23 protein-coding genes are annotated in these 19,725 nt (G+C 63.6%); 11 read left to right on the top strand and 12 right to left on the bottom strand.

Going from position 1 to position 19,725, the window contains the following annotated elements; all coding sequences use genetic code 11:
* Positions 1–913 precede the first annotated feature (913 nt).
* The 5 genes from GGR45_RS19005 to fliE all read left to right on the top strand — a co-directional run bounded on the left by GGR45_RS19005 (position 914) and on the right by fliE (position 4,977).
* Positions 914–1,297 carry a hypothetical protein gene (locus tag GGR45_RS19005; RefSeq protein WP_175310302.1) on the top strand — a complete coding sequence of 128 codons (384 nt, stop codon included), beginning with the start codon at positions 914–916 and terminating at the stop codon, positions 1,295–1,297.
* A gap of 584 nt (positions 1,298–1,881) precedes the next feature.
* A complete protein-coding gene (locus GGR45_RS19000) occupies positions 1,882–2,373 on the top strand; it encodes an MgtC/SapB family protein (RefSeq protein WP_056060015.1) in 492 nt (163 codons plus the stop codon).
* Positions 2,374–2,431: 58 nt separating this feature from the next.
* Positions 2,432–3,037 (top strand): DedA family protein, encoded by a 606-nt coding sequence (locus tag GGR45_RS18995; protein ID WP_082730525.1) that lies wholly within the window; start codon positions 2,432–2,434, stop codon positions 3,035–3,037.
* A gap of 13 nt (positions 3,038–3,050) precedes the next feature.
* Positions 3,051–4,508, top strand: a complete 1,458-nt coding sequence (locus GGR45_RS18990; protein WP_175310303.1) for a phospholipase D-like domain-containing protein — start codon at positions 3,051–3,053, stop codon at positions 4,506–4,508.
* Between the two features lie 118 nt (positions 4,509–4,626).
* A complete protein-coding gene (fliE, locus tag GGR45_RS18985; RefSeq protein ID WP_056060013.1) occupies positions 4,627–4,977 on the top strand; it encodes a flagellar hook-basal body complex protein FliE in 351 nt (116 codons plus the stop codon).
* Between the two features lie 454 nt (positions 4,978–5,431).
* On the opposite strand, the gene GGR45_RS18980 is transcribed toward fliE, so the two are convergent.
* The 5 genes from GGR45_RS18980 to traA form a co-directional block, all read right to left on the bottom strand.
* On the bottom strand, positions 5,432–5,803 hold the full coding sequence (locus GGR45_RS18980; protein ID WP_217497834.1) for a TFIIB-type zinc ribbon-containing protein: 372 nt from the start codon (positions 5,801–5,803) through the stop codon (positions 5,432–5,434).
* Between the two features lie 63 nt (positions 5,804–5,866).
* Positions 5,867–6,169: a hypothetical protein gene (locus GGR45_RS18975; protein ID WP_175310304.1), complete on the bottom strand. Its 303-nt coding sequence runs from the start codon at positions 6,167–6,169 to the stop codon at positions 5,867–5,869.
* Positions 6,170–6,376: 207 nt separating this feature from the next.
* Positions 6,377–7,345 (bottom strand): magnesium and cobalt transport protein CorA, encoded by a 969-nt coding sequence (locus GGR45_RS18970; RefSeq protein ID WP_062346062.1) that lies wholly within the window; start codon positions 7,343–7,345, stop codon positions 6,377–6,379.
* A 652-nt stretch (positions 7,346–7,997) separates the two neighbouring features.
* Positions 7,998–8,729 (bottom strand): DUF6118 family protein, encoded by a 732-nt coding sequence (locus GGR45_RS18965; RefSeq protein WP_062346090.1) that lies wholly within the window; start codon positions 8,727–8,729, stop codon positions 7,998–8,000.
* 3 nt (positions 8,730–8,732) lie between these two features.
* Complete coding sequence (gene traA, locus GGR45_RS18960) at positions 8,733–11,648, bottom strand: Ti-type conjugative transfer relaxase TraA (RefSeq protein WP_175310305.1); 2,916 nt, start codon at positions 11,646–11,648, stop codon at positions 8,733–8,735.
* A gap of 173 nt (positions 11,649–11,821) precedes the next feature.
* Here traA and GGR45_RS18955 point away from each other — a divergent pair, with 173 nt between their 5' ends.
* The 6 genes from GGR45_RS18955 to GGR45_RS18930 all read left to right on the top strand — a co-directional run bounded on the left by GGR45_RS18955 (position 11,822) and on the right by GGR45_RS18930 (position 15,121).
* Positions 11,822–12,145, top strand: coding sequence for a conjugal transfer protein TraD (locus GGR45_RS18955; RefSeq protein ID WP_175310306.1), 324 nt, complete (start codon positions 11,822–11,824; stop codon positions 12,143–12,145).
* A gap of 19 nt (positions 12,146–12,164) precedes the next feature.
* Positions 12,165–12,389, top strand: coding sequence for a conjugal transfer protein TraD (locus GGR45_RS18950; protein WP_126849506.1), 225 nt, complete (start codon positions 12,165–12,167; stop codon positions 12,387–12,389).
* A gap of 8 nt (positions 12,390–12,397) precedes the next feature.
* Positions 12,398–12,748 (top strand): DUF3147 family protein, encoded by a 351-nt coding sequence (locus GGR45_RS18945; protein ID WP_126849505.1) that lies wholly within the window; start codon positions 12,398–12,400, stop codon positions 12,746–12,748.
* A gap of 11 nt (positions 12,749–12,759) precedes the next feature.
* Positions 12,760–13,044 (top strand): hypothetical protein, encoded by a 285-nt coding sequence (locus tag GGR45_RS18940; protein ID WP_126849504.1) that lies wholly within the window; start codon positions 12,760–12,762, stop codon positions 13,042–13,044.
* Positions 13,041–13,382, top strand: coding sequence for a transposase (locus GGR45_RS18935; protein WP_126849503.1), 342 nt, complete (start codon positions 13,041–13,043; stop codon positions 13,380–13,382). Before GGR45_RS18940 ends, GGR45_RS18935 begins: the two co-directional genes overlap by 4 nt.
* 95 nt (positions 13,383–13,477) lie before the next feature.
* The gene (locus GGR45_RS18930; protein WP_175310307.1) at positions 13,478–15,121 is read left to right on the top strand and encodes a type IV secretory system conjugative DNA transfer family protein; all 1,644 of its coding nucleotides are present in this window, start codon (positions 13,478–13,480) and stop codon (positions 15,119–15,121) included.
* Between the two features lie 266 nt (positions 15,122–15,387).
* Here the strand turns inward: GGR45_RS18930 and GGR45_RS18925 are convergent, their stop codons facing one another.
* The 7 genes from GGR45_RS18925 to GGR45_RS18895 form a co-directional block, all read right to left on the bottom strand.
* On the bottom strand, positions 15,388–16,200 hold the full coding sequence (locus GGR45_RS18925) for a replication protein A (protein ID WP_343051226.1): 813 nt from the start codon (positions 16,198–16,200) through the stop codon (positions 15,388–15,390).
* Positions 16,201–16,460: 260 nt separating this feature from the next.
* Positions 16,461–16,652, bottom strand: coding sequence for a ribbon-helix-helix domain-containing protein (locus GGR45_RS18920; RefSeq protein WP_010189081.1), 192 nt, complete (start codon positions 16,650–16,652; stop codon positions 16,461–16,463).
* 113 nt (positions 16,653–16,765) lie between these two features.
* Positions 16,766–17,032, bottom strand: coding sequence for a ribbon-helix-helix domain-containing protein (locus GGR45_RS18915; RefSeq protein WP_066704224.1), 267 nt, complete (start codon positions 17,030–17,032; stop codon positions 16,766–16,768).
* On the bottom strand, positions 17,029–17,712 hold the full coding sequence (gene parA / locus GGR45_RS18910; protein ID WP_066704229.1) for a ParA family partition ATPase: 684 nt from the start codon (positions 17,710–17,712) through the stop codon (positions 17,029–17,031). Before parA ends, GGR45_RS18915 begins: the two co-directional genes overlap by 4 nt.
* A gap of 333 nt (positions 17,713–18,045) precedes the next feature.
* Complete coding sequence (locus GGR45_RS18905) at positions 18,046–18,384, bottom strand: helix-turn-helix domain-containing protein (RefSeq protein WP_066704232.1); 339 nt, start codon at positions 18,382–18,384, stop codon at positions 18,046–18,048.
* Positions 18,381–18,731: a type II toxin-antitoxin system RelE/ParE family toxin gene (locus GGR45_RS18900; protein ID WP_066704234.1), complete on the bottom strand. Its 351-nt coding sequence runs from the start codon at positions 18,729–18,731 to the stop codon at positions 18,381–18,383. Before GGR45_RS18900 ends, GGR45_RS18905 begins: the two co-directional genes overlap by 4 nt.
* A 229-nt stretch (positions 18,732–18,960) precedes the next feature.
* Positions 18,961–19,536, bottom strand: a complete 576-nt coding sequence (locus GGR45_RS18895) for a recombinase family protein (RefSeq protein WP_126849560.1) — start codon at positions 19,534–19,536, stop codon at positions 18,961–18,963.
* Between the last annotated feature and the right edge of the window lie 189 nt (positions 19,537–19,725).

Here is a 19,725-nt window from a genome sequence, read left to right as displayed (position 1 = left end):
ACCCGCTACGATCGGTGCCCAACCGCCTTCTTCTCCGCCGTCGCCCTCGCTGCCACCATCATCTTCTGGCTTTGATCAACGAGTCCTGACCCTAGGTCAACATTGGCTTTTGCAATGTTCGCGCTCACCGCATGCACCGGCCCCCTTGCCCGCCCCCGCGCGTCAGCCGCGCCTGTCTACGATCACGTCCCTTGCAACACTCCCGGCGCGCGGCGCGAGGAACCCGTCCCGTCAAATGGCGTGGAGTCGGGATCGTCTCCGGCGAAGGCTGATCCGACCAAATCTCGTACCATCACTTGCGTGATTGAACGTGGGCTTCGCTAAAATCGCATCATATATGCGGTTCGACCGCTTGCATGACGGTGATTTTCGGCATCCCACGTCCGGAGCTTTGCCATTGCGGCGTTTGCCCATCCTGATTGCATTGGCAACGCTGATGGCCCTGGTGCTGCCTTCGCTGGGCGAAGCAGCGTGCGTCAGAGCCGCCGTGAGTTGGTCAGCCGGCAATGGGCCTAAAACGGCAGTAGTTTCAAGAACGGATCTTACACTAAAAACACTACAATTTGACGATGATCAAACAGACCTCCCTCGCCATGCCCTTACTTGTCAGCATTCACACTGCAGGGGTGCGCAAACAGGTGTTGTAGGATCGAGCGTACATTTCACACTACTTATTTCGAACCGACCTGTCTTTGTATCTAGCAAAGAAAATATGATTATCAGTTCACCGCCATTTGGCTTGGAACGACCCCCTCGACTCGCTTAATTCGGTAATCGTGTACTGACAGGTTCTCCGATGAGGTGAGCGTGTCACTCGCATCTGTACACGTCTTTGAAGATTCCAAGGCCTCTGCATGGAGCGAAGCGCGCCGGCCAAATCTTCAATCGCCCATTCGTAGGTCGAGGGATCCTAATGATAGACGATGATATAGTGTATTTTCAGCACCGAGCTGAGACTGAAATTGAGCTGGCGCAACTTGCAACCAGTTCCAAGATAGTTGCGGCACACTACAAAATGGCTGACGCATATTTTGAAAAAATTGACGCACTGCGGGCGGTCGACGCAGCTAAAGTTATGCCTTCTCCAGCCGACGGTGAAGACGAAGGCAATCGCGAGGCGGAACCGGAACCACAATCAATATCTGAACAGCCGCTGCCCTACGTGGACCCGTCCAGAGCAGTACCAGCTGCCTCCCAGCCACAAAAGCAAGCCGCCGCAGTATGGTCCCCTGAAACCGGAGTCATTCCTCCTTTCGGCGACGCCGCGTCGTTCATGACAGGAATGAAACTATCATGACGAACATCCGAAAGTTTTCCATCGGCTCACTTGCTAGCGCGATCTTGCTAGGCGGTTGCGCCACCTATGCGCCGCGGCCCTCCTCCTATTCTTACTTCTCCGTGCCCTGTGACACGCCCGGCGCGATTCGTGCGGTGCCGATCTCCCGTCCGAATGGAATGCCCGGGGCAACATCCGCTGCTCCGCCGGCACCCGCCACGCCGCAAACGGCCGTCCCCTCTGCGCCGGGCAGTGCGGTTCAGGCAGGCGGAAGCGAGTGTCTGATCGCCGTCGCCGACCGCAGGCGTGGTTCGCGCGGCGCCGGCTACTATGGGGGCGGCTACCCCTACCGCTATGGAAGCCCTTACGGCTACTACGGCTCCCCCTTCTATGGATCGCTCGGAATCGGGATTGGCATTGGTGGCGGCCACTATCGGGGCGGTCATCTTGGTGGCGGACATTTTGGAGGTGGGCATTTTGGAGGTGGCCACGGCGGCGGACATGGTGGTGGCCGTCATTGATCCCGCCATGCGATCCCCAGGTCTTTCGAGAGGCAAGTTCCGTTGCCTTTGCTAGCTGGTAGCTTGTCGGAAACCCTTTGGCATATGGTCAGCCTTGCGGCCGCCTATGCTCTGGCTCTTCCGATCGGTTGGGATCGGGAGAAGGAAGAGCGCAGCGCGGGCGTGCGCACTTTTCCCCTCGTCGCGATCGCCAGCTGTGGTTTCGTGCTGATCGCGATTGCGGTACTCGGTCGGGCTTCGCTCGGCCAGGCACGTATCCTGGAGGGCCTGATCACCGGCGTCGGCTTCATCGGCGGCGGAGCGATCTTGAAGCAAGGCAGTCGAACATCAGGGACGGCCACGGCGGCGAGCCTGTGGGCGACAGGGGCCGTTGGTGCCGCGGTCGGATATTCGCTGTACGATATCGCCATCATCATCAGCGCTGTCACCTTCCTAACTCTCCGACTTTCACGTCCACTCAAGAAAACCGCGGGCGAACAGGGCGACAACGTGGATAGCGCACCGGCACTGTCAGGCGGGGCCAACGCCCGACCGGAACCGGATTCGGATAGTCGATTGCTGCGCGGATCGGATTAAGGTCGGGCGCTACGCGACGACAAATGGTTTCGACCCACATAAGATAAGGAGAAGCAGTTTGGGCCAGTGGATCCAGCAGCTCGTGGATCAGCTCGGCTATCTTGGCGTCGCGGTGCTGATGTTCGCCGAAACCGTGTTCCCGCCGCTCCCCTCGGAGGTCATCATGCCGCTTGCCGGCCTGCGTGTTTCGCGCGGAGCATTGTCGCTGCCGGGCGTGATTGCCGCCGGAGCGGCGGGCGCCATGGCGGGCAATCTCTGCTGGTACGCCGTCGCAAGGATGCTCGGCATCGACCGGCTGCATGGCCTGGTCGATCGGCACGGCCGATGGCTAACGCTCGAATGGCAGGAGGTCGAGCGCGCGAAGACCTGGTTCCGCGGCCACGGTGGACCGTTCGTCTGCATCGGGCGGATCGTCCCCACGGTGCGATCGGTCGTATCGATCCCGGCCGGGCTCGTGCGGATGCCCCTCGGACCCTTCCTCCTGTGGTCGACGATCGGCACGGCAGCCTGGACCGCGATGCTGGCCGCCGCCGGCTATCTGCTGGGGCAGCGCTATGGGGCGGTCGAGCGCTATGTGGGTCCGGTCTCGACGGCGATCATCATCGCGCTCGTGCTCTGGTACGCTTGGCGGGTAGCCACGTGGGGGCGTCGTCATGGGCGTTGAGGTGCCAAAGCCCATGAGCGACGCCACCATTCGGCGCGCGTTCTGGCGGACCTCCACGGCAAGCCGTGCGGCCGTCATCGTCGACGCCGATGACTATTTCAGGGCCGCCCGCTCCGCGATGCTCAAGGCCAAGCGGCGCATCGTGCTGATCGGCTGGGACTTCGACGCCCGGATCCAGTTCGCTGGGGAGGGGCAGGACGAGGGTCCGCCGACGGTCGGAGCGTTCATCAGCTGGCTGGTCAAGCGCAGTCCCCTGCTCGATATTCACATACTGCGCTGGGATACCGGTGCGCTCAAGACGCTGTTCCATGGCCGAACCCTGTTCACGATCCTGCGCTGGATGCGCGACCGCCAAATCCACCTCAAACTCGACGGGCATCATCCGGTCGCCGGATCGCATCACCAGAAGATCGTGGTGATCGACGACTGCATGGCCTTTTGCGGCGGCATCGACATGACCCGCGAACGATGGGACACGCGAGACCACCAGGACGAGGAACCGCGCCGCGTCCGACCGGACGGCACGCCGCACGGGCCGTGGCATGACGCGGCCATGGCGCTGGAGGGCCCGGTGGCACGCGCCCTCGGTGACGCCTGTCGGGAGCGGTGGCATGCCGCCGGCGGGTATTCGATCGAGCCCGTGACCGATGGCGCGGATTGCTGGCCTGATGGGCTCGAGGCAGACTTCAGGGACGTGCCCGTCGGGATCTCGCGCACGCTGCCAAAGCTCGCCGACCAGGAACCGGTCCACGAGATCGAGGCGCTGTATGTCGCGCTCATCGCGCGGGCGCGGCGGCTGATCTATGCCGAAAGCCAGTATTTCGCCTCCCGGCGGGTCGCGGAGGCAATCGCCAGACGACTCGACGAGACCGATGGTCCGGAAATCGTCGTCATCAATCCGACGACCGCGAACGGCTGGCTCGAACCGATCGCGATGGATACGGCCCGTGCCCGGCTGGTTGCCGAACTCCGGAAGTGCGACGTGCACGGCCGCTTCCGGCTTTATCACCCGTTCACCGCCGCGGGGGCACCGATTTATGTCCATGCCAAGGTCACGATCATCGACGACGTCGTGCTGCGGGTGGGATCCTCCAACTTCAACAACCGGTCGCTGCGCCTCGACAGCGAATGCGACGTGACGATCGACACGACCGGGGCATCCGACGCCGATGGGCATCGAAAGATAGCCGACATCCGCGCCGGTCTGCTCGCCGAGCACCTTGGCGCCAACAAGGACGCGGTCATCGCGAAGTTCGCCGAAACCGGCTCGTTGATCGCAACGATCGCGGCGTTGCAGGCACCGGGTCGCTCGCTACGCGAGTACGAGCTGCCCGAACTGTCTTCGATGGAAAAATGGCTGGCCGACAGCAAGCTGCTCGACCCCGAGGGACCCGACGAGATGTTCGAGCCGTTTTCGCGACGCCGAGGTCTGCTCTTTCACCTGCGGCACCGACACCGCCATCATCCGTGACCCGTACTGCCACGACCAGAAGGACCGGGGGCCAGTCCCGAACAAACATCCTTAACGATTTCTAATCATTCTTGCGCGAAGATGCGCGCTCTATCGTTCGCGTGAGAGGTCGACAGGCATGAATGTGAACGGCGTGGCCGATGTCATGGCGATGCGCAACGCGGTGCTTCAACGAAACGCCGCACTGAGGGATGTCGGCTCGGCTTCGTCGCCGAATGCGCTGCGGGGACCGGATGGCACTGCCCCATCGACGAGCTTTGCCGCGACGATGCAGACCGCGCTTCAAAAGGTGAATGCGCTCCAGGAACAGGAGGATGTCGCGACCGAAGCCTACGAACGAGGCGAGACGACCGATATCGCGACCGTGGCGCTGATACAGCAACGCGCCTCGGTTTCGTTCGAGGCCACCTTGCAGGTCCGGAACAAGGTTCTTTCGGCCTACAAGGACATCATGAGCATGGCCGTCTGATCACAGCCTGCGTCCATCGAGTGCCCGATGGCCGCGGGATGGCTCACCTGCGGTCAAGACTCCGAACCGCCGGTGGTGATGAACGACGATCTTCATGCCGGACGGCGTGATCGCTGCTGTCATTTTGGGCGTATGGCGTGCGAGGTTCATGCATGGGATAAGGCGTAGGCTGCGGCATCTGGTACGCGGGACGGGGTGCGGACGAGGCAGGGTAACCGCCGTAGCTTCCACCCTCATAGGCATGCCCGCCATCCCAGTTGACCCCGCCATGCGTGCCGCTCCAGTTGACGCCGGCACCATGGGACATGACCTGCGCGCCAGCCGGCGCTGCCGCCAAGCCGGCAAGGATCATGATCCCAAGTGTCAGCCCGCATTTTCTGGTCACGCTATTTCTCCCTCCATGCACCGACAACCATGAAACGGCTGCCTGTTCAGAACGCCAGCCGAGTGCGGATCAATGCCGAAACAGACCGCCAAGAAAGCCGCCGGGACGATAGCCGCCGTGGCCACCACGGTCATGCCCGCCACCATGACGTCCACCGCCATGAGATCCTTCATTGTACCCGCCCCAGGGAGCAGGCTGAGCATATCCAGGTGCAGTCGGTTGTGGCGGGTAATCGGGTGCCGGCCTCGACGTCGCCTCGTACGAAGCGTTCTTCTCGATGATCTTGTCGAGTTCGCCGCGGTCCAGCCAGATGCCCCGGCATTGCGGGCAATAGTCGATCTCGACCCCCTGCCGGTCGGCGAGCACGAGGTCGACCCGGCACACGGGGCAGAGCATGCCCTGCAACCGGGTGGTCGCGGGTACTGTTGCGGCATCCGTCATGGTGCATTCCTCTCTTTGGTCGGCACCGCTGGGGCGGTCTGCCCGGGAAGCGCTGCTTTCATCTTAATAGCCATAACCCCCGTAGCGCTGATTGCGCTCCTGGCGCTCATGCCGCCGTTCACGACGTTCCTCGCGGCGATCATGGCGATTGTTGTAGCCATAACCGCCCTGGTAATAGCCGCCACCATTACCGCGCCAGGACTGCTGATGGCCACCGCCTCGATCGCGGTAGGCGTCGCCATATCCGCCGTGTCCTCGGACCTGATTGCCGTAGGACGGGCCGCCATTATGTCCGCCGTAACCGCCATGGGACTGGGCCATCGCGGCCGGCGCAGCAAACGCCAGTGCCGCCGCGGCCAAGATCAAGGATCCTCTCATGACTACCTCCATCAAGCGTGACCGAATGTCACGTCTAGTAGATAGGACCGCGATATTGAATGCAGGCGGAATGCGATCGACAGCTCACATTCACTAACAAGAGATAATATTATATTATTGCGTAGTCAGGCAAGAGTCATGGCATAAAATTATCTCATCGAACCTTTAAGTGTCTCAAGGCACTTGTACCCTCGACTAGATCCATTTTGCGCGCTTGAACCTGATATAGAGCATGCTGCACACCGTAGCGACCACCGCGAGTACGACGAAATATCCATACTTGGTTTTCAACTCTGGCATGTTTTCGAAGTTCATACCGTAGATGCCTGCGAGGGCAGTCGGCACGGCCAGAATGGCCGCCCAGGCCGCAAGCTGCCGGGTACTCGCACCAGTGCGCTGCTGTTCGAGCAGATTGCTGACCTCAAAGACCGATGTGAGCACTTCGCGAAGGCCACCCACCGTGGTTTCAACTCTATGAATATGGTCTAGCACATCTCGAAAATACGGGATTACCTCGCGGTCGATGCAAGGCATGTCAGGGTGGGTGAGTTTGTTCGCTACCTCGCCCATGGGGCCAAGGACCCGTTGGAACCGCATCAGCTCACGTCGTAGATTGAAGATGCGACTGATTTCCTCCCGGGCCAGGAAAGCGTCAAGCGCCCGTTGCTCCATTATGACGACTTCCTCCTCGATGGCCTCCCCGATCGGCAGATAGCCATCGACGATGAAGTCGATAATGGCGTGCAGAACATAGTCGACACCATGCGCGAGTAGTGACGGCGCCGCCTCAAGCTGGCCGCGCAGCGTGCTGTGCGAGCGTGCCGATCCATGCCGCACGGTGATGACATGACTGGGACCCACGAATATCGCGGTTTCACCGTAGGCGATAACCTGATCCTCAAGCCGGGCAGTCAGCGCGACCACGAACAGCTGATCGCCGTAGACATCGACCTTCGGATGCTGGTGGGCTTTCAGAGCATCCTCAACCGCAAGCGGGTGAAGGCCGTAGTGCTCCTGGAGCTTCCGAAGCTCCTCCTCGGACGGCTCCAGCAGGCCGATCCAGACGAACTCCGCCTTGTCGTCCGAACAAAATGTCGGCTCGTCGATCGAAAGCGACCGGACCCGCTGGCCGTGGCGATAAAGGGAAGCGGCAACAACGCTCATCAGGACCCTCTAAACATTGATAGACAATCGCCCTAACAGGAGACGATCCTTACGTCGCTGCGAACGCCTATCCCCACTGCTGAAGCCTCAGACATGCCTGGGGCTTCCTCACCATCATTCTTACTCGGCCGCCGCTACGCCAGCACATTCACGGCACGGGTAGGATTGTTCACGAGGAACAGCCTCAGCGCGATCGTAAGCGCAATTTCCCCCGTGCCAGCCAAAAGTCGGAGACATGCTTTTGAAGAATGGTGACATCGGCCCGCATGACCCTCTCTTTCATGATTGCCGGATCGACACCATCGCCTGCGATTCCGTGCTAGGCTGCCCATGCTTTGTCGTTGCTAACCAACGGGCAGGAACGAGCCATGTTCAAGTGACGATCAGCGACCCGCCTCGTTCAGCCAAAGGGCATTCACGGACTCCGCGCGTCCGCCGTCCTCTGCGCTGGTGGGAGCTTGCGTTACCGGCCGGCGTGTGGATTGTCGCTGGAAAGGTGTTGCTGGTGGGTGCCCGCACGCTGGGGCGGTCCGCACTTCGGCATCCATATGCAGTGTTCTCGCTTATCCGTTTATCCGGTCGATCTTCCCGCATCGGTTTCAGAGTTTGGCGGCACCTGGGAGGCAAGTGGCGTTAAGCGCTCATGATATACCTACAGCGGGGGCGCGATCCTGACCGTGCATCGCACCGTCTCGCGCTTGCGGGCTGCGGCCTTGCTGCACCCCTCGATCGTCTCGCGGTTGGCCGTCACGATCCTGTCGGCACCGAGGATCCCGCGGAACGCGGTCGGGCTGGCGCTCTGCATCATCCGCTGCCCTGCTTCCCAAAGGGGAAGGTCGAGCGTTCGCGCTGCCATGCGCTCCGGCCATTGCCAGCTCGCCGGCGCGATCTCGCGCGCGACCAAGCCCGGCACGATCGACCATACAAGGATGCCGATCGCCGCCCCGCCCAGCCCGAACCATAGCTGCCGGTTCTTCTGGTCGACCCGAGTCCATGCCGATCCGGCGAGGCTGCGAAGCTCGGCCATGACGCGGGCCTTGTCCTCGCCGGCCTTGGCGAGCGCCGCCTGGTCCTCGCGCCGGGCGGTGCTGCCTGCTGCGGCGATACGCTGCGCCATCTGCTCGGGCGTCATTGCCAGCGCCGGACTGCGCGCGATCACGTCGTTGATGACCGCGATCCGCTCGGCTGTAGCGTCCACGCCCTGCTGCATCCGCCCCAGCGTCTCGGAATAGTCGGGCACATCGATATGCGCCCGCTCGGCCGCCAGGCCCTCCACGGCACGGCGTAGCAACGCCAGCTCGCGGTCCTGGCCTTCTATCACGGCGCGCAACCGGTCGAACGCCTCCGCCGGATCGCCGCCTTCCTGAATATCGTCGTCCATCATCACCTACCGGCTCATGCCACGGTCGCGGTCACGCCCGATGCTGACCGACTGCGCCAGCTCGTTTGCGATCGATCGACCGCGCTCCATTTTCAGTTCCAGCTCAGGCGCGCGCCGGTGCAACGCGGATTCGAGTTGGGGGTCGCGATGCAGCCCGCCCGCCATGCTCTCCATGCGCTTGCCGATCTTCTCCGCGCCCGCATGGTCGCCGGCACGCTCCATGCTGGCCTGCGCCTCCTTCAATCCCTGCCACTGCTCCACGAACCGGCCGGCGCGCTTCTCCGGATCTATGCGGACCTGGCGCTCGGTTTCCATCGCCTTCGCCGCGCCGCTGGTGTTGCCCCCGGCGGCCTGCTCGATCAGCTTGGGATCGCGCGCCAGCGCCGATGCGAGGTCGCGGGCGGCATGGGGCCGAACCTGGTCGAGCGCGTCGCCTGCCTTCGCCAGCGCCTGTTCCTGGTGCGCCAGCACCGGCAAGCCTTTTTCCAGCATCCGGCCTATGTCGGCACCGGCTCGCGCATAACGCTCGATAGCCTTGGCCTGCGAGGGTGGAAGCGGGCGGTCGGCCGTGCTGCGCTCCGGCGACGTCGCACGCTCCGCTGCCGGTTTCGGCCGGAAGCCGTCGAACATGCCCCGCGCCTTGTCGCGGACCTTCGCCACCATTTCACGCGCGCGTTCCGGGAACCGGATCTCGCGCCGATCGGCGAACGCCCGCGCCTGATCCTGCTCGGGCTTGGCGTAATCGCCCGCCATGTCCTTGCCGCGTTCGCGCGACAGGGCGCGAACAAGCTGGCGCTGGTCGGTGAAGTCGTCGCGGCCATAGTGAAGCTGCACGTCGTCGCGGTGCCGCGACATGCCGACATAGGCGCTGTGCCGGTCCATGCCTGGGGTGGCGAGAACGTGCGCGCGATCGACCGTCACGCCCTGCGATTTGTGGATCGTCGCCGCATAGCCATGATCGACATGGGCATAGTCCTTGGTGTCGAACGCGACGCCGCGCCCGTCATCGAGGCGCACCGCCATGCGCTCGGACGATACCCGCTCGATCGTGGCGAGCGTGCCGTTCTTCACCCCCATGCCGCGTTCGTTGCGCAGGAACATGATGCGGTCGCCGGTCGCGAACTGCCGCTCGCCACGCTCGGCCTTCACCGTCACGTCGTCGCCAAGGTCGCCGCTCGCGCGCAACCGGTCGCGCGCCTCGCCATTGAGGCTCTGCACCTCGGCGTTGGTGTGGGTAAGGATGATCCGGCTCTTGCCCGGCTCGGCCTGACGCGCGCGGTCCCAACCGTCCACTAGCTCGCCCCGGGCCTGCTCGCGAGTGTCGACCGCGTGGACCATACCCTTGCCGTCATAGGCGTGGATCGCCTCACCGGTGCGCCCGGTCGCCAGCGCTCGCGTCGCGTCGCGCTGCCAGTCCTCGCGCTGCCGGCGTATCTCGGTGATCTCGGCCGCGCCGTGGCGCTCGGTGACGCTGCGGAACGCCGCGCCCGCCTCGATCGCCTGCAACTGCTCGGGGTCGCCCACCATCACGACCTTGGCCCCGGCGTCACGCGCCTGGCTCAACACGCGCTCCATCTGACGCGAGCCGATCATGCCGGCCTCGTCCACCACCAGCACGTCCTTGGGGCCTAGCTGCTCGCGGCCCTGCCCCCATGCGTGTTCAAAACTGGCGATGGTGCGAGACTGGATGCCGGACCCGCCTTCAAGGTTTTCGGCCGCGATGCCCGACAACGCCGCACCGCGTACCGTGTAACCAGCGCGCTCCCATCCGTCGCGCGCCACCCCCAACATGGCCGATTTGCCGGTGCCGGCATATCCGATCACGTTGGCGATGCCGCCCGGACCCACTATATGCTCCAACGCGGCTCGCTGCTCTTCCCCCAGCACGAGTCCTTCACTCCCGGCGCGCGTGATTGCCCCCTCCATTGCGTGCGCCGGGAGACCATGCCCGGCCCGGCTCGCCAGCTCGTCGCCGGCGCGCTCAAGCCGGGCCTCCACCGCGATCATATCGCGCGATGTGAACCGCTCCTGGTCGCGTCCGTCCTTCCCCAATGCGACCAGCTCGGGCGATCCCCGAACCGCTCCCATCACCTGGTCGAACTGCTCCTTGCCGTCGCTGTGGCGGAACGCGAACGTCGCAAGGTCGCGGACGGTGAACGTGGCCTGCTGCCGGGTGATCGCGTCCAGCGCGACATTGGGATCGGCGATGATCTTTGCGCCGTTCTCGCGGGCGATGCGCGTGTGATCCTCGATCCGCTCGGCCTCAAGCCCCTGCTCCGGCCTGCGGGATGCTGCCGGGCCGATCTTGTGCTGCGGCTCCAGCCCGATCCCCTGCGCCTCATAGCTGCGATGGTCGATCCGACCCTCCAGCCCAAACTCGGTCATGCGCTCGTTGACGTGCGCGCTCCACGCTTCGCGCCAGTCCTTCAACAGCTCCGTACTATTCCAGTCGCGGTTCTTTTTTCCGAACCCGTCCGGGCCTACATCGCGCATCGTCATCATCACATGCGCGTGCGGCTTCGGACTGCCGTCCTTCGCCTTGTCCCAATGCACGTTCAGGTCCGCGACCATCCCGCGATCGACAAACTGCTTTTTCACGAAATCACGCGCAAGCTGGACGCCCTGCCTTTCGTTCATCTCGCGCGGAATCGAGAACTCGACCTCGCGGGCAAGCTGCGCGTCCTTGCGCTTCTCCCCTGCCTCAACCTCGTTCCACAACGTGGCGCGGTCGTTTAAACGCTTCGGCGCACTGTCCGGCAACATCACTTCGGAATGGATGACGCCCGCCTTGTTGCTGAAGTCGTGATCGCGGTTCAGCCGATCGTCGTGCAGCTCGGACGCGGAACGATAGGCGGCGCTCGCAACGGCGCTCGATCCGTTCGCGCGGCTCACGACTTTGGCAGAGAAATGGTAGATCGCCATGACGCTCTGCACACTGGCTTACTTAGCGCACGTCGGCAACGACGTATAAGCGCGCACTCACAATTCGCTGCGCTCCTTATTCCTGACTTGCTGGCGCTTCTGTTCGTTCTGGCTTTACCCCTTTGCCGGGTGCGCTAAGGTGCTGCTGGTCGATACGCGGAAGGGTGAAAGCGATGCGGAAGGTTCGCGATTACGATGCCGAGCTAAAGGCGCTGGGTGACAAGGCCCGCTCGCTCAAGGCAAAGCGGGTCGAACAGTTGGGCCAGCTCGTTGCTGCCACGGGTGCCGATGCGCTTGATGCTGAAACCCTCGCCGGTATGTTGCTCGATGCGATCGGATCAAAGGATGCGAGTGCGAAGGAGGCATGGCGTGCAAAGGGCGCTGCCTTCTTTCAGCGGCGCGGGCGCAAAGGTGGCGGCGCTGCTGCAATCCACGGATCGGGCGCTCAAGCTGAACCGCGCGGCGACGCTGCGGGCGGAAGCGGCGGAACGACGTAACGATACGCGGGGCTGGGTCATGCAACGCCGCGAACGAACGCGCCACCTGATTGAGCTGGGTGGCCTCGTCCAGAAAGCCGGCCTGGTCGAGCTGACCGACGACGATCGCGCCACCCTCTACGGCGCGCTGCTCGATCTCGCCGGACGGGCGCGCGGCGATGATGCCGGCGACGTGCTGGCGCTGTGGAAGCGACGCGGCAAACGCGCGTTCGATGCGGAAGCCGAACCATTGATCGATAGCTGAGGTGTCCTGTGCTCTATCTGCTTCTCAAGGCCGGCATCTCGGCGATCATCATCGTAGCTGTTTCAGAAATTGCCAAGCGCAGCCCTGGCGTCGGTGCGCTGGTCGCGTCGCTCCCTCTCGTTTCCGTTCTGGGCATGATCTGGCTGTGGCGCGACACACACGATCCCGTCCGCATGGCGGCTCATGCTGGTGCGACCTTCTGGTTCGTGCTCCCCTCGCTGCCGATGTTTCTACTGATCCCGGCCATGCTCAATCGCGGCGCGCCGTTCTGGCTGGCGCTTACGGCTGGGTGCGTGCTCACGATCGCGCTCTACCTCGCCATGACATGGGCAGGGCCCCGGTTCGGATTGCGGCTTTAAGGGATAAGAGGATGACGGATTTCGATATCGACGCGGTGCGGGCGGAAGTCCGGGCGATGGATTTCGTGCGCGGCACGCCTGCGGAAGTCGCCATGTGGCGTGAAGATATGGCGGAGTCGCGCGCCAACCTCGTGATTGAGGACATGATCCCGACGCCGAACGATGATGCGCTGTTCGATATGCTGCTGGGCGAAGGAGTGTCCCCTCCCCTCGTCTCGCAAATCCTGCTCCGGCTGCTCGATCATCCCGACGCCGATCGGTCTCTATCGATCACGCCTATTCAACGGACGACATGATGCCCAAAACCGACGATCGGGATGAACGCATCGCGGCCTTCGACACCGGCCCCTTGCTGCGGACGGTGGATGCCCTGGACGTAATGCGCGATCACCTCAAAGGCGATAATTACAATGCACCGGAGATGCGGCACGACCTGTTGCGCCTGCACGGATTAGCCATGCGCTTCGTCAATGAGGGGCATACCGATCCGGTCATGGCCGAAGAAATGTTCGACCTGGCGGCAGACCTTGAATGTCGCATCCAAGACCTGTCCGACGCGCTGGCGAGGATGCTTGCTCCGATCCGCACGCTGCAAGCATTGGAGCCGAGCGATCAGGTGAGACCGGGTTTTTGATGTGCTCGGCTTTGCAGAACGCTATCATACTCTGATGTTGGGATATTCCGAGCGTCACGACGCCCCGGTCATTACGCTCCCGCTGGGGAAGTAGCATGGGCCTTGCGCGCGCCACCCGTAATCTCGCCCGCACCGCCCGTGCCAACCCCATGTGGGCCTTACTCGGCATCCTGCTCGCCCCTTTCCGGTTCGCCCGGCACATCATCGGCGTGGTCCTGTTCACGATGGTGCTGTTCGTCGCGCTATTCCTGCTGCTGATGCTGGCGATCTGGTACTTCGGCCTCGATAAGAACGGCGCTGTCGCTCAGCTTGGCGTGTTCGGGATCAGCGGTGCCGTGGTCCTGGTCACGGCCTGGATGTTCGTCCTGCCCCTGCTTCGCCGGTTCGACTATGGTGATAGCGCCGACACACATGGTTCGGCCCGCTTTGCCACAGCCGGGGAAGCCCAGGCGCTCAATGACGATCACGGCCTGCTGATCGGCCGCGACGTGAAAACCGGCAAGCCGATGCGCTATGCCGGTCCTGCCCATCTGTTGACGATCGCGCCCACCCGCACCGGCAAGGGCGTCGGCACGATCATCCCCAACCTGCTCGAATATCCGTTCGCGGTCGTCTGCATCGACCCCAAGGGGGAGAACGCCCGCATCGCCGCGCGCCAGCGCGGCAAGTTCGGCGCGGTCCATGTCCTCGATCCGTTCGGCGTCACGGGCTTGGCCTCGGCCGCATTCAATCCGCTCGACCGTATCGACCCGCACGGCCTCGATCTCGCCGACGACTGCATGACGCTCGCCGACGCGCTGGTCCACGATGCGCCCGGCGAAGCCGGCGACGCGCATTGGAACGAGGAAGCCAAGGCGCTGATCGCCGGCATCCTGCTCCATATCGTCACCACCGAACCGCCAGCCACCCGCACCCTGGACACGCTGCGCGACCGGCTGACACTCGCTCCGGCCGCATTGGCGGCGCAGCTCGCCGCGATGCAGGCGCAAGGTGGCCTGGTCGCGCGCGCCGCCAATCGTCAGCTCGGCAAATCCGATCGCGAAGCGGCCGGCGTGCTGTCGGCCGCGCAGCGCCATACCCACTTCCTCGATTCTCCGCGCATGGTGACGGTGCTGGGGCAATCGGATTTCACGTTCGCTGGGTTGAAGGACGCGCCGGCGACGGTGTTCCTCGTGCTGCCGCCCGATCGGCTAGCCAGCTATGCCCGCTGGCTACGGTTGATGGTGGCGCAAGCCCTGACCGAGCTGGCGCGCGCGCCGAGTCGCCCGCCCTGGCCGGTGCTGTTCCTGCTCGACGAGTTCGCGGCGCTCGGCCGCCTTGAACCGGTCGAACGTGCGATGGGGCTGATGGCGGGTTACGGCGTCCAGCTCTGGCCGATCCTGCAGGACGTTCACCAGCTCCGCGCGCTCTACGGGCAGCGCGCCGGCACCTTCCTGTCGAACGCCAGCGTCCTCCAGGTGTTCGGGGTCAACGATCAGGACAGCGCCAAGCTCGTCTCCGATCTGGCCGGGCAGGAAACCGTCGTGTTCGAGACCATGAGCCGCGCGATCGACGCGGAAGAAAGCGGGATCTCCTACGGGCAGCAGCACGTCGGCCGCGCGCTGCTCACCCCAGATGAAGTCCGCACACTCCGCCCCGACCGTCAGCTCCTGTTCCTCGCCGGGCAGCGCCCGATCATCGCCGGCAAGCTGCGTTACTACGACGATCGCGAGTTCGCCGGGCGGTTCGATTCGGCGTGAACGATTGGGGCGGCTAGTTCGGCCGCAAACCACCGGGTCGATTTAAACCTCGCTGGTGGAGTTTGCCGTCATCGGCGTCCATGACACGTCGAAAGCCCCTCTCCTGCCCTCACGGCTTTCCTGAGCGGCCGTAGCGGGTGATTCCGTCGCCACCTGCCCCACTTCTTTTCCGCCTAGCCAGCGGCGCTTGCGCCGCCCTTGTGACGCCGTAGGCGGCACGAAGTGAACTACGCATTGGCCGTTAGGCCAATTCCACTTGTATATTTCTAACTCTGCCGGGATTCATTCTGCCTCTCTGAATCACGTTCTTGGTCCATGATCCCTCGCCCGAGCCGGGCAAGAATCGCGGCAAGGCCGGGATCGTCAATGAGCTGGGCTGGCTGCTCATCAAGGTTAAGCGCGGCGATCATCGCCCTGCCCTCCTCGGCCGCCACCCGTCGCCGATCGCTGTCATCCTCTGGCGGTGGTGCGGTCATGCCGCGCTCAACCTGCGGCGGGAGCATCAAACGATAGGCATTCGAGGTCTGCTTGACCTGGGGGCCGCGCAGCCCCGCGTTGCCGGTCGGCACATAGCGGCGCAACCAATCGAGGAAGCCATGCGCCTTGAGCCGCTTTAGCGCGTCCACCACGGCCGCGATCGAGCGGCCGATGCGAAGCGCCAGCGTCGCTATCGCCGGATCGAGCCGGCCTGTCTTGTAGTCGATCAGGCGTAGCAGCTCGCGCAATACCTCAAGCCCGACATGGCCGATCGCCCCGTTCTCGCGGTTGTTGCGCTCGCGCCGGTGGGCAAGCCGTTTCACCCGATCATACTTCTCGGCCGCCTGCATGAACCGGGCGACATTCTTGGGATTGAACGGCTGCCAGAACCGCCCTTCCCGGCCCTCCTCGGTGCGGCTGTAGCGATGGACCCGCTGGCCGGTCTGACGGCCCGGTCGTCGCCCTCTCGTCGCCCCTCCCAGGGCCTCGAATACAGTTTGCATGGGAACCTCCCGTCGATCGGTCGGCCCGGCTGCTGGCGGCAATCCCACATGGACATAGCTCTCCCGTTCTCGAAAACAGCGTTTTCGAGTTGACTTCACGTCCGATCTGCGGGAGGCTGTTCCTGCGACAGAACACGGGCTTCCCGCCCATCAGACTTTCCGAGAGCCCGGCCGCCAAGCCGGGCTTTCGTCGTTTTGGCCCTAGCGGTGCCACCCGCTATGATCGCCACGACGAATCGGCGAACGAGTTCGCCGACACCAAAGCCTGTCAGATTCCTATAGCGTTGGGAAGTGTGCTCTATAAGGCTGGTGCAATAGGTCTATTGTCCACGTGTCCACACATTCACACGTGAGCCTGTTCACTTCTCGATTGGCTGATTGTATTTTTGGAGAATGTCGAGGACGGCCTCGGTCAACATGGCCTCGATCGTGCTGTCCTCCTTGACAGCAAGGATCGCGAACGCTCGGGCAACCGCCGGATCAAACCGGCCAGCGATCGATTTCTTGCCGATGCGGTTGCGCTGACGGCGCGGCGCTTCGATCGGCAGCATCGGTTCGTCGGCCTGCGCTGCCGTCCCGGCCGGCTTTCTGGCGTTTGTCGATCGTGCCACCCCCAAGCTCCTAATTTCTGTGTTCACACATTCACATATTCACGCGTGGACAGCTACCGCTCGCCAAACGGATGCTTGCCATGCTGCCGCATAAGAAGGTCGATGGCTTCGCCAAGGAGCGCCTGCAACGTCGTCCCCTGCTCGGCCGCCAGCATATTGAGGCCGCGACTGACCTCAGGGCTGAAATAGGCGCTCACCGCCTTCTTGCCCTGCCGGGTCTGGGCGCGGGTGGCGACCGTCGCCGTCGCCTGGTCTGGGCTGTCGCCGATCGCGCCAGCCTTCTCCGCCCGCTGCTGCTTCATTGCGCCGAACTTGCTCATGCCGCGCCCCGCTCGTTGTTCACTCGTGAACGTGTGGACACGTTCACCTGTTTACTTGTCCACTCCCATAGCGCGGCAACTTCCTCCGCCGCTTTGCCTTCGGGTTCCAGCTCGATCGCGGTTTTCCCCTGCGCCGTGCTGTGATGATAGATCGCCCGCTGGGTGAGCATGACGGGCGCAACGTCCACGCCCATGCCGGCGACGCCATCGCTACCCTCGATCAGCTCGCGGGCATCCCGGTAGGTTGTCGGCGCGCGCTGGGGGCCGCCCATGAACAACACGAACGCGGGTTTGCCGCTCGCCTGCACCAGCTCGGCCGTCATCTCGACGGCTTTGAGGTCGAAGGCTTGCGGACGACACGGAATCAGCACCAGGTCAGCGACCTTGCAGGCTTCCCGCGCCATGATGTCGGCATGGGGCGGGGTGTCGATCACCACCAGGTCGGCCCCCAGTTCGGCGGCCTGCTGAAGCTTGCGGGGCAAGAGGGGAGGGGAGGCACAATCGACCACCTCTAGGTCCGACGATCCGCGCCACTCGCTCCAGTGGCTCGCGGTCGCCTGCGGGTCGGTGTCGAGGATCAACGCGGTAAGCCCCGCACCCGCACCGGCTGCGGCTAGGTGGATCGCCAGAGTCGTCTTGCCCGCGCCGCCTTTCTGGCTGATGACGGTAATGACCTTCATGTGAACCCCTGAACACGTGAACGTGTGGACTTGTGAACACGTTCACGTGTGGACGAATCATGCGCCCACGTCAAGGCGGCGATCCGCTGCGCGGATCCTCGCCCCGCCAGCCGATCGGAACCCGGCAGGGCCAAGACCGCTTGCGGGCTTGGGGAGCGAAGCGACTGAGAGCGGCGGTGCCGCGCAGCGGCAGGCGCCAGACCCTATTTGCTGTTCGCGGATTTCGCCGCTCGCCGCGTCGCCACAACAGCCTCGTCGATAAGGGGCTTCCAGACTAGCGGCGGCAGGTCGTCGAACTTGGAACACACCGCCTCGATGGCCTAGTCGAGCATTTCAGGCCGGGAGAAGGTGAAACCCTGCTTGCCCGTCCGCCTTGCGCGGCAGCACGGATACAGACACCTGCACATCGCGATTAAGCCGATCGAGGATCGTCATCAACCGGTCGATGGTGAAGCCCTTGAGCTTGGACTGACGGATGCGCGAAAAATCGGCTGCGGCGACGCCGGTGATCTTCTCGGCCGCACGCACCGTCAGATTGTCGGTCGCCAGCGTCTTGCTGATCTCGGCCGCCAGGATCGCGCGGAGCTGGCGCTGTTCGGGTTCTTTCATACCAAGGTCGGCATAGACGTTGCCGGTGCCTCGGATCATCTCGAAGTCGTCATCGTCGGTCATTGCAGCGCCTCCTTCAAACGCTTGATGCGCTCGCGCACCAGGTCGATTTCCTGCTTCGGGGTGGCGATCCCGCTCTTAGACTTCTTCTGGAAGGCGTGAACCACCCAAATGTCGTCGTCGAGCTGGAGGGCGTAGATCACCCGGAAGGCGTCTCCCCGTTCCTTGATCGCCAGTTCCCATATACCCGAACCCAAACCGGTCATGGGCTTAGCGATGTCTGGCGTGTCACCCTCGGCAATTGCCGTGAGGGCGTCGGTCGCCTGGTCCTGCGCGTCCTCGGGAAAGCGGCCGAACTCTTTAAGCGCGCCCTTGATCCAAGAGATGTTACGCAGGGCTTTCCGATGCATTGGCGCGAATGTAGCTATTTCTCACAACATGGTCAAGGGGGGATGCATCGCTCTCTGACAATGGTTTCATGTGAACCTATGAACACGTGAACGTGTGAACACGCTCACGCGCAAGCAACAACGACCTCGCCTGAACGCGCTTTCGCGCCCGGCCGGGCCGCAATGCCCGGCCCCAAGAGCTGGGTGGGTGGGACAAACAACGCGGCCGCCCCGCTCGGGCCGGCCTCCGCTACGCCGGCAAGCTTAACGAGCTGCGCCCGCCCGGAATGTGCCGGTAGAGCGTCGATGGCTGCACCCCGAGCTGCGCTGCCACCTCCTCGACGGTGATAGTCGGGTCTGCCAGCATGGCCTTGGCGCGCTTGATCTCGGCCGGTCCCATCGCCGGCTTGCGCCCGCCGCGTCGCCCCAAGGCCCGCGCCTGGGCAAGCCCGGCATGGGTGCGCTCCAGGGTCAGCTCGCGCTCAAACTCCGCCACGGCCGCAAAGACGTGGAACACGAGCCGCCCGCCGGGGCTGGTGGTGTCGATCGCCTGGGTGAGAACCTTTAGGCCGATCTCGCGCTTGGCGAGATCTTCGGCCGTGTCCACGAGCTGCCGGACGGAGCGCGCGAGCCGGTCGAGCTTCCACACCGCCAGCGTGTCGCCGGCGCGGAGATAGTCGAGCGCCGCCTTCAACTCCGGTCGATCGCGCTGCGCGCCCGACGCCTTCTCGGTGAACACCTTCTCGCACCCGGCTTCGCGGAGCGCATTAAGCTGTAGGGCAGGGGACTGATCCCTGGTGGACACGCGCGCATAGCCGACGAGCAAGGGGCTTCTCCGAAAACTCGACACGACCTAGCCGGATTTCGGAGAAGGAAACAAGGGACAGTTTTAGGAAGCTAAAAGAGCTGTTTCAACGCCCTGTAAACGCTCGCGCTAAATGGCGGCGTTCTGATCGCGCTATTTGTCAGTTGCCGGGTCCGATGACGAGGCAATCGCGCGCGGCCTGAACGATGT

This window comes from Sphingomonas zeae, assembly GCF_014197135.1.
In the GTDB taxonomy this organism is placed as follows: Bacteria; Pseudomonadota; Alphaproteobacteria; order Sphingomonadales; family Sphingomonadaceae; genus Sphingomonas; species Sphingomonas zeae.
The sequence above is the reverse complement of the archived record's forward strand: the minus strand, read 5'-3'. Positions and strand labels throughout refer to the sequence as shown.